Raw genomic sequence first — 13,487 nt, forward strand, 5'->3', positions numbered from 1 at the left:
GTCGTACCCACAAGGGCGCCATGCGTATCGCGGGTGAGCCCGATCTTCAACAGCTCTACCGCAACCGGTTCGGCCACGCCCGGGAAGCGCGATCGGCCATTTGGGGCGTGCTGGTCCGCGACTTCTTCCAGGCGTGGATCAGGCGCAGCGACACCGTGGTGGATTTGGGTTGTGGTTACGGCGAATTCCTCAACCAGGTTGGTGCCGCTCGCCGCATCGGCGTCGACCTGAACCCCGACAGTGCCGGGATGCTCGAGCCCGGGGTGGAGTTCCACCACGGTCGTGCCGAGGACTTGGGCTTCCTCGAGGACGAGTCGGTGGACGTGGTGTTCACCAGCAATCTGCTCGAGCATCTGCCGAGCAAGGTTGAAGTCGAACACACCATCGCCGAGGCCCGCCGAGTGCTCAAACCGGGCGGGCACTTCATCGCGATGGGACCTAACATTCGCTTTGTCGGCGGGGATTATTGGGACTTCTGGGACCACACCGTGCCGATCAGCGACCGGTCGTTGATCGAGCTGCTGGAATCCAACCGGCTCAAGATCGTCGATGCTTATGACCGGTTCCTGCCGTATACGTCGAGGTCGCCGTGGCCGCAGGCGCCGCCCTTGGTGCGGCTGTACCTGCACTCCAAAATGGCGTGGCCATTTTTCGGTAAACAGTTTGTGATCCGCGCCCGCAAACCGCGAGCCAACGTTGATCGTCAGCGGTTGGTGAGTGTGGTCATCCCCGTCTACAACGAGGGCGAGAACATTCAAGTCTGTGTCCGCAGACTTGCCGAGGCGCTCGCCGACCAGCCGCATGAGCTGTTGGTCTGCTACGACTTCGACGAAGACACCACGCTGCCGGCGCTGGCGGCCATGCCCGACCAGCCGGCCACCGTCCGGCTGGTCCGCAACTCCATCGGCAAGGGTGTGGCCAACGCACTAATCGCCGGCTTTGCGGCCGCGCAGGGGGATGTCGTGGTGACCAGCATGGCCGACCTGTCGGACCCGCCAGCGGCAATTCCGTTGATGGCAGCAAAGATTCGGGACGAGGGCGCCGACATTGTCAGCGGATCGCGATACATGCCCGGCGGCTCGCAAACCGGCGGACCGCGCTTGAAGACACTAATGTCTCGCACGGCCGGGCTGAGTTTGCATTACGTCGGTGGTATGCCGACGCATGACGCGACCACCAACTTCCGCGCGTACAGCCGCCGGTTCCTCGACGACGTTCCCGTGGAAAGTCTGCGGGGGTTCGAGGTGGGTCTGGAACTTACGACGAAGGCGCATCTGCTCGGCTATCGGGTCGACGAGGTGCCCAGCAGCTGGACGGACCGCACCGCGGGGACCAGCAAGTTCGACCTGGTGGGCTGGTTGCCTTCCTATCTGCACTGGTACGGGCTGGCCATGCGGCGGCCGCTGTTGCGCTGGACGGGCGGCGGGCTGGCCGCGATCGCCGTCGCGGAGGTCGCGCGGCGCCATCGAGTGAGTGGCGCTGACCGAGTTCGGAGCGAAAGGCCCCGTAGCTAAAGCGAATTGGAGCTAACCCCCGAGGGTCTGTCAACGGCCCCGCCTACCGCCATGCCATCCGGACAAAGCCTCGTTTATCGCCAGCCAAATCGTCAACTGTTTTAGTGAAAACTGGCCATCCATCCAGTTGGCTCCGTCTACAATCCATCTGCATGAAGCTCCTTGCAGTGGTTGCTGGTGCACTACTGCTTGCAGCGTGCGGAAGCGGCACACACACCACGGCCTCGACAGTGACCGTCACGCAAACTGTCACCGTGGAGGCCGCCGCCCCGGAAACAGCGGGTGGTCTCAAGCCGCCGCCACCTACGGGTTCCAAGACCGTTATTGACCCCTTCGGCGCATACACCGGTGTGATCGACAGGGACGGCACGTATCTGGTCGGGGTGGATATCACGCCGGGGATGTATCGCACAGCCGGTGGGACGATGTGTAGTTGGGCGCGGCTGCGAAGCCTTGATACCAGCGACGTCATTGATAGCTGGAAGGGCAGCGGTCCGCAACGAATCCAGATCAAGGAGAGCGACACCGCGTTCTTGACGCAAAACTGCGGTACCTGGCAGATGGTGCATGTCCCGAGCGTCACGGGACTCGGGTGACGATCCATTCCAGGGTGAACGCGTCGCGCTGCGCCCCACGCAGCTGGGTATTTGCCGATGGCTGTTGATGCGGCCCGTGAGCCGGGCCGCACACACCCTGGTGAGCAGTGTGCTGATGGGTCGCCGCACAACGCGGAGATGAACCTCCCGAGAGGAAACGACGAACTCCTTGGTGATCGGCGCACCGACCGACCAAAGCCGCGAATTCTGTTGGATTCGTTGTTCGTTGGCCGCAGATGGGTGAGCAGGGCGTCGGGACGAGTTGGCACATGGTTCTCAGCGACAACATGGGGCGCGGCCTGGTGGCAACGAGTTCTGGTGGCTGTCATGGCTGCTGTGATTTTCTGGCCGCAGCCATCGGTCGATCCGAGCGTCGGGCTCGATCCTTCTTGGCAGGCTGGGCTTGCTCTGGCCCGCATTGACCACATTGCATGGGGTCGCGAGTTGGTGTTCACCTACGGGCCCCTTGGCTTCCTTCGGACCAGTGCCTACTACTCATTCGAGCAGTCGCTGCTGGCCACGATCTGCCAGTTGATCATCATCGCCGCACTCTTCCTCGGCATCGTGGCAGCCCTGCGGTTGCGCCACCCGCCGCTGGCATCGCTCGTCGGCGCGTTCGTGCTGACCGGTATCCTCACTGTCCTGCACCTCGGTCATGGTTTGGCTCTGCGGGGTTCTGCCGCCCTGGAAATGATGTACCCCGAGCTGGCCGTTCTCGCGGCGTTCGTGTGGGCAAGCGTGCCCCTCTTGCAGCGCGAGCCCAAGCGGTCGAGGGTGTTCACGACCTGCGTCATGCTCGGCGCGGTTGCGGGCTTTCAGCTGTTAATGAAATTCAACACCGGCCTTGCCATCATGGTCATCGCGTTGGCCACGTCGGTGCTGCTCGGCTGGAAAGCTGTCGGCCGGCATTGCGCAACGATAACCGCATTCGCGGTTTCCACCCTTGTTTGGTGGGTGCTCGCCGGTCAGCGACCGGGCAATCTTCCGGCGTGGCTTCGGGGCAGCGCCGCGATTGCATCGGGTTACACGGACGGAATGGCGACCGCGCCCCTCCCGCAATGGGCCTTACCCTCAGTCGTATTGAGCATCGCCTGGATGGGTTGGCTCTGCGTGGTGTTCGTCCGCGGAAGAGACAACATACCGCGCCGCTACCTGATACTCGTCGGCCTCGCGACCCTGATCGCGGGAAAGGCCGCGTTCGGACGTTTCGAACCGTGGCACTTCGCCATTCTGGTCGGGGTGATGGTCGTTGCGCTGGCCATCACCCCATGGCCCCGAGCACGCCGTCGCACGTTGGTGGTGGCTGCGCTGGCGGTGGCTTTGGTTTTCGTGGTCGACCTCGGGGGGATTCCCGCTCTGTCCGACCGCGGGGTGTTGGCGATGCGCGCACCGGTGCAAGCAGCGGATCGCATAGTCACTTTCGCCTTGCCGGGTCGTGTGCAGCAAAAAATCGAACAAGCCAAGGCACGCCAGCGTGCGCTTTACGGCATCCCGGACCACTTCATCCAGACCATCGGGTCGAGCACGGTCCATGTTGACCCTCACGAGATTTCGGCCGTGTGGGCCTACGATCTCGCGTGGCATCCGACACCGGTCTTCCAGACATATCAAGCTCTGACACCCATGCTCGACGCCCTGAACGGCGAATCACTAGCCAACGGGCCGCAATTCGTGCTGTCCCGGTTATCGCCGGCGTTGCCCGCCGTCGGTATCGACGGCCGGCTTGGCGTGCAAGAATCCCCGCTGTATTCGCGTGCCCTGCTATGCAACTACGCGCTGAGCGGCATCGAAAACCGCTGGGCGCTGTTCAAACACACCGCCCCGCACTGCGGGCCGCTCACCAAACTGTCTGAGGTCTCCGTGCGGGAAGAGCATCCGGTGTCGATTCCCGCCCCCAGCGCACCGGATAGGGCGGTGCTGGTTGCAATCGATCTCGATGAGACCTTTGCCGACCGGTACTTCCACGGAAAGATCGCTCCACTGAGCACCTTCACCCTCGCGGTCGATGGGGTCACCTACCGCCTTATCGCGAAGAACGCGGCCGAGCCATTTCTGGTCAATACCCCCGCGTCGGTAGCAGACACGAATCTGCAGATTCACGCCCACAGCATTGGTGTCGGCAGCACCGTGAACCTAAATGGATCTATGGTTACTGCCCGACTGCGCATCTATGAGATGCGCGTTGGATCCTAAAGCCGCCTTAAGCCGCGGTCCCGGCCTGCCCGCCGTGCAGAGTGGTTGGTTATCGGCACCGGAACGGCTGGGATTTCAGTGGATTGCGGTCGGCCGATGTCCTTTTCCTCGCTTGCGGGACAACGCGGCCACTATATTGTCTCCGGGGTAGGCGCGGCAGCTCGCTTTGCCGCGGTTTCGTCGGAACCGAGGGGAGAACGCGTGAGTCGACTTGTCGAGGTGCTGGGGGGCGCGGTCACTGCGACTCGAGAACAAGTCTCGGCGGTCATTCGCGAGTCCGAACGCACACTCCTGCTCGGCGCGGTTTTGCTGGGGTCGGCGGTGTCAGGCGTAATTGGCTTCGTTCTCGCCCAGTACTACGCCGTCGACGTACTTACCTCACTGTTTATGGCTGCCCAGGACTGCTGGCTTGATTGGGGCAGGCAAGTGGGCACGCACTGCTTCAGCGACTACGGAATGACCTTGGGCTTCGGAATGCGGCCCAATCCATGGGAGCCCTACCCGCTGCGGCTGCCCTGGAACAACTACGAGGCGGGAGGGGGCGCCGGTTACCCACCGGCGGGGCTGCTGCCGCAGATGCTGTTCGGAATTCTGGGCAAATGGATGCACGCCCCACGGCTGGGGTTCTGGGGCTACCAGCTCCTCTTGGCGGGTGCTGTCTTTACCCCCGCGGTCTGGGCAGCGCGCGGTGCTCGCGGCCTGGAGCGCGTGGTCGTCTTTGTGGCGTTGGGAGCCATGGCCATTCCGGTGTGGGGGGTGATCGATCGAGGTAACTCGGTGGGGTTCATAGCGCCGATCGGGCTGGTTTTTCTGGTGGCGCTGCGTCGGCAACGATGGGGACTGGTGGCGATCATGGTGGTTCTGGCCGCGCTGTTGAAACCACAGTTTGTACTACTCGCAGTGGCGTTGTTCGCAGCCCGACAATGGCGGATGGGTGGCATCGCCGCCGTTGGGGTTGTGATCTCGAATCTCGTCCCATATCTGCTGTGGCCACGCGACTTTCCGGAAACAATTGTGCAATCGGCCCGCAGCCTCCTCAATTACAGCAGTTCGGTCGACACGCTTGTGGGGCCGTATAACGTTTCATTCGCAAGAGGAATCTTCTTCATTCCGGATAAGCTCTACGACCCGCGGTGGGGCTATGTGTCGAACAGCTTTCTTGATATGACTCGATCGCTGATCGGTTATGTCCTGCTCTTGTTGGTCGTTGTCACCATGCTGGCTCTGGGGCGACGCATCCCGCCGGTTATGGGGGGCATCGCCCTGCTGACTACCGCTTGTCTGTTTCCCGGTCTGGTATTCAACTACTATCTGGTATTCGCTCTGCCGATCGCGGCGCTGGTGGTTCGTGACCCGGACGGGTCGTCGGAGTCGGGGATTTTCGACGGGTTCGCAAGCCTAGGTGACCGCCGCCGCGCGATCGGCATCTGCGTGAGCCTCGCTGCGGCACTGTCCATCGTCCGCATCCCGCTGCCCGGCCCGCCCATGATGTCGCCGCTCGCCGGCCAGCTGGGCGTTGTCGGCATCGTCGGCTACACACCGATCGTGCACACCACGGCCGAATTGGCGCCGCTCCTGTGGCTTATCGCATGCGCGGTGATTATCGTCTCGTACGCGCGAAGGCCGGCTGACGGTGCCCAGGTGAATATCCCGACTCCCACCTCGGCCGCAGACCAACCCATGCCGTCCGCCGTGTCGCCAGGGGACAGCCAATAAACCGAGCTCTCATGCCGCGCGTCTAGCAATGGCGACTTACTTGGCGCAGCAACGGGTATGGCCGGCGCCGCGAACCGTACGAGGTCGGCGGCGGCTGGAACGGCCGCGCGCTTCACGTGCGCGAAATTTCGTCGTGAGCGTCGATGCTGTGAGCTTCAGCTGCGCCGCGCCGGAAGGAAAAGTACCGGTGGCCGAGGTAGTTGAGCACCAGGATGGGTACAAAGATGATCGCTTGCGCCGGGATACGGTGCAGGCCTAACTCGACCAGCACAGTCAGGGCGATCGCGTTGACGGCAAAGGTGGTGAGGTAGACACTCTCGAACCGTACGAGGTCACGCAGCACGTGGCCGCGAACGCGGAAGACTAACCGACGATGCATTACGAATGCGAACAGCACGCTCAGTACGTGTGAGACGCCGACCGTCACCAGTGATCCGGCGACCGTGCCGAACCGGCCGTCAACCAGGTGGCCTAAGGTCTGCGAGCAGGCCACGAAGATACCGAATCCGACGACGGTGTTGACTCCTCCCACCACCAGGAAAGCCACACGCTGGTCGCGGACAAGCCGGATCAACGGCCCCGGCGGCGCCGATTCGGGCGCCAGGTCGAATTCAGTCATCCGACGCATTCGAATGGCGCGAGCGCTCGCGGCGCAACCTAGGCGCGTCGGCGTCGACATGCATGCGCCATCCCGGTCGATCACTCATGGAACGACATCGCCCGACCGAGCCGCTGTGCCAGCTGTGCACTCCCTAACCGCATCCGGTTCCCGGAGCGCTCTGCACAGACAAGCACGAGGTACGCCATCATCGCGACTTCACCGACCGGTCACCCGGGGACCCGCCCCGCGAAGACGGTCAGGGCACCTGTGCCGTCTCCAGCGACGTCGTACACTTCGGGCTCGAAGCCCGCCTTGCGTACGTATTCGACGATGTCACGACCGAACTCGGTGAACGCCAGCAAATCGGCCCCCACGGGAATGAAACGGTAAGCCCCGCTACCCTTGCCGTGGTAGAGGGGCGGCAGCAGGTGCATGATTTCGCCGTCATCATCTAACCGCGCCCGCGTTTCCGTGGTCGCGCGCGTCCAGACGACCGGCACGGTGAAAACATGGCGCCCCCCGGGCCGCAGCACCCGTCGTGTCTCGGCCAGTGCTGTGCGGAAGTCGGGGACATGCTCCAAAGTGTCAGACGACAAGACGAGGTCGAAGGCAGCATCGGGGTAGGTAAACCGGCACATGTCTTCGTTACGGACGCCGTCAATGATCTCGCCCAGACGCTGCGGCCCTTGATAAGCGGAGAACGAAAGCCGCGGTAGCTGGCGCAAGAAGGCATGCAGCGACCCGAGCGAGCCGATCGTGTTTACTTCGGCAACGTCCAGAGCCAGAAACGTCGGATCCTTGATCAGTTCGGCGAACGACCCACAACCGGATGGACCGTAAAGGGCGACGAGGACTTCGGCGATCCGCCGCACTCTCAGGTTGCTGCAGCAGAACCGGCAGAACATGCTCTCGCGCAGGGTATTAGCGCGCGACACGGTGGGATCGGACCAAAAGACGTGCACGTCGTCGGGGATGGTCCAGGAATTGAAGGCGAATCTCGTATTGGCGCCGCAGACCACGCAGCGGCCCGCCTCGTCGGCGCGGCGGTCACGCGGCGGGCGCAGGTTGAGCAACACTGGTCGCCCCACACGGGCCTTCATCGCGGCCGCCACACTCACAGGGTTCAAAGTGATCATGACTCGCTCTCCGGTGTTAGCAAGCGGTAATTGCGGTGTAGACAGATATTCGTTCTATGTTGGTCCACAATCGTGGGCGTGCCGCGCAATATGTGAGAAGCCTAGCGCCCGAGTAAGTTAGGAACTAAATTGCTGCCCATGACAGCGGTCCCTGCCCCGGCGCTTCCGGTAGTGGAGGATATGCCGCCGGGTTTCATTCCGCTGCCGCAACTGGTCGTCGGCAGGGCGATTTTCAGGTGCAGCTGGTTCACTCGTGGGCTGGGGTTCCGCCGTGCTTCCACAGAACGCCGTCTCGCCGAGCAGTTGGAGTCAACGTCGTGACGCCGTTGGTATCGGTGGTCGTTCCGGTGTACAACGGGATCGCGACAATTGATGCAACCATGCAGTCGCTGTTGGCGCAGACATTCCGCGACTTCGAACTGCTGGTTTCCGACAACATGTCCACCGACGGCACCTGGGAGGCACTGCAGCGTTACACCGTCGACCCCCGCGTCCGCTTGACCCGACACGCTTCCAACGTCGGACCAACGGTGAACTTCAAGACCGTCACCGACCTGGCCAGCGGCGAATTCATCAAGGCAGTCTGTGCCGATGACGTGTTGTATCCGGATAACCTCGAGGTGCAGGTGCAAGAGCTGGCAGCTCACCCGTCAGCGGTAGTGGCTGTCAGTTCCAGAGATGTTATCGATGCCACGGGCAGGATCGTGCTTCGCAATCGTGGATTGGCCGGACTTCGCGGTGAAATCAGTGGCCCTGAGGCTATCCGGCGCAGCGTTCTCGCCGGCACGAACATTTTCGGCGAACCGCCATCAGCCTTGTTCAGGCGCAGGGCCTTTGTTGACGCCGGTGGTTGGGATGTTCGCTTCCCGTTTCTCATGGATCTGGCGACCTACTGCGGGGTGCTACTTCATAGCAATGGCAGTCTCGTCGCAGTACCCCGGCCGCTCTGGGCATTTCGCATCAGCGGTGCTCAGGCGAGTGTCGGAACGCAGATACACTCCCAGGCCGGCGAGGTAATAGGGTTTTTTCGCGCGTTGGCCGCCGAGCACCCCGGGCTACTCGAGCAGCGGTATCTGGCCGTTGGCAGCGCGCGAGCCCGGATGAACGCTCTCGGAAGGCACGTGGTCTACCGCTGGCTAGGGCGGCGGATGCGCCCCGCGCCATCCGCTTCTGATATCCAGGATGACGCCACCAAGCGACGTTAAGGAACCTCGGATGGAGCCGAAAGGGTAGATCCTTCCGCGGTGACCGCCCTGAGATCGTGTCGACGGCTGGCTGCGAATCTAGAAGCGGAACAAGGGATTTCGTTTCTCGTGGGTAGCTCACACAACCTTCTGGCCGTTGTTCATGGGCAACCTGCGCCCGTGGCATGCTTGCAGCCGCCAGACATAGCGCCGGTGCCGCTGCGCGCGGATTATCGGCTGTGAAGCCGTGGGACAGCTATGGACGCGTTGGTCCCGTTCAACAGACGTGTATGGCGGCGTTTGAGTCTGCGGTTCGACTTATCGCCGCGTTCCGCTCGCGCCAGACCCCGCTGACCCCGACGCTCAGCGGTTTGGCTCGTAAGTTTGCCGGTTCGTGCAGCTCGCGGTCTTCGCGTAGTTGCAGCGGAACAACTCCATCGTTTTCGACAAGCGGGGGACCTGCCCCGAGCGAAACGCCGCGGCACCCAAGTCCGTCACGGCGGTCATGGGCACAGATCAACAACGCCGGTACCCTGATTAGGAGCTCATCCGGATTCAGAGTGCATGAATCAGTTGGGGTCGTGTCCGGAATCCGGTGTAAATAGGGAGCACGGGCGTAGGTTCCGCTTCACGACCTGCAAGTCTGCGAAGAAGGAGCAACGCCCGTGCCTGTTCGAGTATCAGCCACCGACCGTATCCGCATCAAGATCGACGCCTTGTTTGCTGAGGATCGGGAGTTGCCGGAAATCCTTGAAGAAGTCGCTCGCCTGGGCGCGCAGCTGTTGATGCAGGCGGCGCTGGAGGCTGAGGTCACCGAGTTCCTCGGCCGCGGCCGCTACCAACGCATCGCCGCCTGTCCCGACGCTAACGAGGGCTCACGCAACGGGTATCGGCCGGTGACGGTCAAAACCACCGCCGGGCCGGTGAAGTTGGAGCGGCCGAAGCTGCGCGGCACCACCGCAGCGTTCGCGTCGCGGTTGTTCGGCAAGCACGTGACGAAAACCAACGCCCTGGAGACGCTGGTGATTGCGGCGTTCGTGCGCGGCCTGTCCGTGCGGGATGTCGAGGCCACCCTTGCCGAAACACTCGGCGATCAGGCCGCGATCTCCAAGTCGACGGTCTCGGAAGTCTGCAAGGCGATCCGAGCCGAGTATCAGGGGTGGGCGCGCCGCCGACTCGACGAGATCGCGCTGGACTACCTGTTTTTGGACGCCTCATTCTTTCGGATGCATCCTGGGTCGCCGGCCGAGCCGGTGCTGGCCGCCTGGGGCATCACCACCGAGGGCAAACCCGTGTTCGTCGGATTGTCACCTGGGACCGGCGAGTCCACCGACGCGTGGGCCGACTTCCTGACCGATCTGCGCGAACGTGGCCTTGCCACTCCGCTGCTGATCGTCTCCGACGGCGCCAAGGGCCTGATCGCCGCCATCGAACAAATCTACCCAAAAGCGTTGCGCCAGAGGTGTCTTATTCATCGACTCCGAAACGTGCTCGCCAAGATTCCCACCGGGATGCAAGCCGAGGTCCGCGACGGCTACTGGGCGATTTTCGACACCACCGACCTGGGCGTCGAACCAGGACCCCAGCTGGTTGAGATCATCGACAACCGGATCGAGGCGTTCGCCGCCAAATACTGCGACCTCTACCCGGCGGCCATGCAGATCCTGCTCACCGACAAAGCAGGGCTGACGGCCTATCTGCGGTTCCCAGTCGAACACCATGGGCGCGTTCGACATTCGAACTTCATTGAACGATCGTTTGGGGAAACCAAGCGACGGACCAAGGTCATCGGCCGATTCCCCGGCGAGACCAGCGCCATCAGCCTGGTGTGGGCCGTGCTTGATCGCGCCTCGGCCGGTTGGCGCGGTCTGACCATGACCCCGGTCGGCACCCGGCTGCTGCAAGACCTACGCCGGTCACTGCTCGACCCACCCCAGCAACTGCGGCCGCCGCCGGCCACCACCAGTGGCGACACCAACCAGGCCGATCCCATCTGCGCCACCGCGTAGCGATCTCGGGTCGCGACGCCGGTACGTCCCCCAGGCAGGACAGTTGTCACCGCTGGTCCTGACGGCTGGCGGTGACGAGGTCGATCGGTGGGATGTAGCCGGTGATGCTGTTGATGCTGCGATGCAGGCCGTGGTGCAGCGCGTCGATGTCGCAGCGGGCCAACCCGCCAGCAGCGGCAATGACGTGTTCGATGGTGAACGCCAAATCGTTCATGGTGCCCAGGATGCGGCGGTCGGCGGTCTTGGCCACGGCAACCTGTTGGGGATCGAGTTCGCCGAGCGTATCGACGGGCAAGTGTTCGGCTTGCAGCGCGGACTGAATCGCCGAGACGACAGGCGGGCCGATCGGGCGCAACCCGGCGGCGGTGACGTTGGGCATGAACACCGAGAACAAGGTGCCGGCGTGGGTCACCAGCAGGCATTTGCGTCGATCGATCCAGACCAAGTGGGCATACCAGTCCTGCTGGCTGGCTGGCTTGGCCGATGGCCGGCCCAGACACCCGCAGCAGCGCCAACACCTTGGCGGTGCATCGCAGCATCACGAGTCATGATCGTAGGCAAAGCCACCGACGATCGGTACGCAAGAACGCCTTGGCTTGGCGCCGGTACAGTGTGGCGACGTGTTGGTCGCTGATCTGGCTCACTTCCTCGACATGCCGCACGACGCTTTGGGTCCCGCACGGCTCCTCGCGCAGCATTTGGGCGACATCGTCCGAGCGGCCACCGCCAGCGAGGTCGGTGATCGGTGGGTGTCGGCATTGCCGTGTCGGCACCGACCGGCCCATCGACGCTGCCCCGGGCGGATGACCATCGCCATCGTAGGGCCCCAGGCGTCCGCGGCCATCCGATGGCGGTGCAGCGTCTGTGACGACCAGGGAGTGATCAGCAACTGGGCAGACTCCCCATACGACCTGCGCCGTCGCCGGCTCAGCGTTGCCTGCGACGTCGACGAGGTCATCGTCAGCGACGAGACCGCCGCCGCGCTACGCGAGCTGATGTTGCTCGACCCCGACTGTGAGCGGCTGGTCTTTGGCATGCGCGCCCACCCCGACGGCGCTGCCTTACTGTCCAGTGCAGACGACCTGGAGGAACTGATCGGGTTCGTGGCCGCCGAAGCCAACCACGAACCCAACCGGCGCCGCCAACACCGCCTCGACGCCGCGTTTAACGCACTGACCGAAGCCGCCCAAACCCTCCACCGCTGAACAACTCTCGGCGTTACAGCAGTGTCGAAGCCGGCGATGAGGCGGCCAAAGCATCTTGAGCCTGCGGAACGGAAACCCGCCGCGTTATCCTCGACACCCATCAGGAGCAACTGTGGGCGGCGGGCCTGCCGCCTGAGTTCCTGAGCCCGTATGCTGACGGCGAAGCCGCGAACCGGCCGGTTGCAATGAGTCAACTTTCGGATGCCACCCGTGGTGGGCAGGAGCCCGATCCTTGCACTGATAGCTTCGTCTTCGTGAAATGCGAGTACAGGAATTTTAACCGGAAGGACATCACTAGCTGTGGGTGTGAGTAGACGATTGGGTAGCCGAAGATATGCGCTCGTGTTGGTTTCGCTGTTGCTGATTTCGGGTTGTGCTCATAATTCAGCAACCAATTCTGCGTCCACCCCTTCTGTAAGCACAAGGCCTGTCGAGCCCGAAGGTAAGCAGCTTGAAGAGCTTGAACACACATTCGATGGAAAGATCGGCGTGTATGCAATCAACACCAGCAATGGTGAGATAATCGCTCATCGCGAGGATGAGCGATTCCCGCTGCAGAGCACGATAAAGTTCATGGGTGTTGCTGCACTGCTGAAGCAGAGCGACACTGACAGTCATCTGTTACAGGAAATTGTGCACTATTCGCAAAATGATTTAATCGAGTGGAGTCCGATCACTCGAAAGAATATCACGGGCGGTATGACGCTTGAGGCGTTGTCGGAAGCGGCGATCAGCTACAGCGACAACGCTGCGATCAACATCATCATGAAGAGGTTGGGTGGACCGCCAGCGGTAGCGCAGTTCGCGCACTCTGTTGGTAACCAGACCTACAACGTCGAGCACTATGACGGGGCACTAAATTCCGATCCTACCAGCGGGGCCGATACGTCCACGCCGAGAGATATGGCGGCCAGCGTACAAAAATTGTCTCTTGGTGACGGGCTGACGCCAGCACAACAAACGCAACTCCTCGGATGGATGCGGAACAATACGGCCGGTTATCGGCGGATACGTGCCGGCGTCCCGGGCGGCTGGGTAGTTGCTGACAAGACAGGGTCTGGCGACTACGGTATCGCAAACGATATCGGCATCCTATGGTCACCGTATTGTAAGCCCATCGTACTAGCTATCTACACAGTGCAAAACCAGCGGGACGCCAAGAGGCGAGAAGATATTGTAGCGTCCGCTACAAGCATTGTGCTCGATCAGTTCGCAAAAAAAGACCACTGTTTCGAGGAATTGTCATCCTCGTGAACAGCTCAAGACATCGCGATTTGTTCGCACTACCGCATCGCGGAAAACGATGACATCACACTTGCCTATCTCGCCCGTA

11 protein-coding genes are annotated in these 13,487 nt (G+C 62.4%); 8 read left to right on the plus strand and 3 right to left on the minus strand.

The window, feature by feature from the left end:
* Positions 1 to 20 precede the first annotated feature (20 nt).
* From EET13_RS12365 to EET13_RS12380, 4 genes are all read left to right on the plus strand, one after another.
* The gene (locus tag EET13_RS12365; RefSeq protein WP_122442567.1) at positions 21 to 1,514 is read left to right on the plus strand and encodes a glycosyltransferase; all 1,494 of its coding nucleotides are present in this window, start codon (positions 21 to 23) and stop codon (positions 1,512 to 1,514) included.
* A 152-nt stretch (positions 1,515 to 1,666) separates the two neighbouring features.
* Entirely contained in the window at positions 1,667 to 2,110 is a 444-nt protein-coding gene (locus EET13_RS12370; RefSeq protein WP_122442568.1) for an Rv1352/Rv1906c domain-containing protein, read from the plus strand.
* A gap of 327 nt (positions 2,111 to 2,437) precedes the next feature.
* A complete protein-coding gene (locus EET13_RS12375; protein ID WP_244603878.1) occupies positions 2,438 to 4,303 on the plus strand; it encodes a hypothetical protein in 1,866 nt (621 codons plus the stop codon).
* A 201-nt stretch (positions 4,304 to 4,504) separates the two neighbouring features.
* On the plus strand, positions 4,505 to 6,019 hold the full coding sequence (locus EET13_RS12380; RefSeq protein ID WP_211189061.1) for a glycosyltransferase family 87 protein: 1,515 nt from the start codon (positions 4,505 to 4,507) through the stop codon (positions 6,017 to 6,019).
* A gap of 112 nt (positions 6,020 to 6,131) precedes the next feature.
* Here the strand turns inward: EET13_RS12380 and EET13_RS12385 are convergent, their stop codons facing one another.
* Together EET13_RS12385 and EET13_RS31405 are read right to left on the minus strand one after the other, a co-directional pair.
* A complete protein-coding gene (locus EET13_RS12385; protein ID WP_122442570.1) occupies positions 6,132 to 6,638 on the minus strand; it encodes a GtrA family protein in 507 nt (168 codons plus the stop codon).
* A gap of 209 nt (positions 6,639 to 6,847) precedes the next feature.
* Positions 6,848 to 7,732 carry a class I SAM-dependent methyltransferase gene (locus EET13_RS31405; RefSeq protein WP_244603879.1) on the minus strand — a complete coding sequence of 295 codons (885 nt, stop codon included), beginning with the start codon at positions 7,730 to 7,732 and terminating at the stop codon, positions 6,848 to 6,850.
* Between the two features lie 341 nt (positions 7,733 to 8,073).
* Here EET13_RS31405 and EET13_RS12395 point away from each other — a divergent pair, with 341 nt between their 5' ends.
* Both EET13_RS12395 and EET13_RS12400 read left to right on the plus strand, forming a co-directional pair.
* Positions 8,074 to 8,961, plus strand: coding sequence for a glycosyltransferase family 2 protein (locus EET13_RS12395; protein ID WP_168990756.1), 888 nt, complete (start codon positions 8,074 to 8,076; stop codon positions 8,959 to 8,961).
* A gap of 644 nt (positions 8,962 to 9,605) precedes the next feature.
* Positions 9,606 to 10,949 carry an IS256 family transposase gene (locus EET13_RS12400; RefSeq protein WP_122442573.1) on the plus strand — a complete coding sequence of 448 codons (1,344 nt, stop codon included), beginning with the start codon at positions 9,606 to 9,608 and terminating at the stop codon, positions 10,947 to 10,949.
* 46 nt (positions 10,950 to 10,995) lie between these two features.
* Here the strand turns inward: EET13_RS12400 and EET13_RS12405 are convergent, their stop codons facing one another.
* The gene (locus tag EET13_RS12405) at positions 10,996 to 11,394 is read right to left on the minus strand and encodes a DUF6933 domain-containing protein (RefSeq protein WP_244603880.1); all 399 of its coding nucleotides are present in this window, start codon (positions 11,392 to 11,394) and stop codon (positions 10,996 to 10,998) included.
* Between the two features lie 175 nt (positions 11,395 to 11,569).
* Here EET13_RS12405 and EET13_RS12410 point away from each other — a divergent pair, with 175 nt between their 5' ends.
* Both EET13_RS12410 and bla read left to right on the plus strand, forming a co-directional pair.
* Entirely contained in the window at positions 11,570 to 12,154 is a 585-nt protein-coding gene (locus EET13_RS12410; protein ID WP_122442691.1) for a hypothetical protein, read from the plus strand.
* 342 nt (positions 12,155 to 12,496) lie between these two features.
* A complete protein-coding gene (gene bla, locus EET13_RS12415; RefSeq protein ID WP_168991274.1) occupies positions 12,497 to 13,408 on the plus strand; it encodes a class A beta-lactamase in 912 nt (303 codons plus the stop codon).
* The last annotated feature ends 79 nt before the right edge of the window (positions 13,409 to 13,487 follow it).

The sequence above is a fragment of the Mycobacterium attenuatum genome (assembly GCF_900566085.1).
Classification (GTDB): domain Bacteria; phylum Actinomycetota; class Actinomycetes; order Mycobacteriales; family Mycobacteriaceae; genus Mycobacterium; species Mycobacterium attenuatum.

Coding starts and splice junctions, on each gene's coding strand:
- EET13_RS12365 (WP_122442567.1), top strand. CDS start 21: ATGCGTATCGCGGGTGAGCCCGATCTTCAACAGCTCTACCGCAACCGG.
- EET13_RS12370 (WP_122442568.1), top strand. CDS start 1,667: ATGAAGCTCCTTGCAGTGGTTGCTGGTGCACTACTGCTTGCAGCGTGC.
- EET13_RS12375 (WP_244603878.1), top strand. CDS start 2,438: ATGGCTGCTGTGATTTTCTGGCCGCAGCCATCGGTCGATCCGAGCGTC.
- EET13_RS12385 (WP_122442570.1), bottom strand. CDS start 6,638: ATGACTGAATTCGACCTGGCGCCCGAATCGGCGCCGCCGGGGCCGTTG.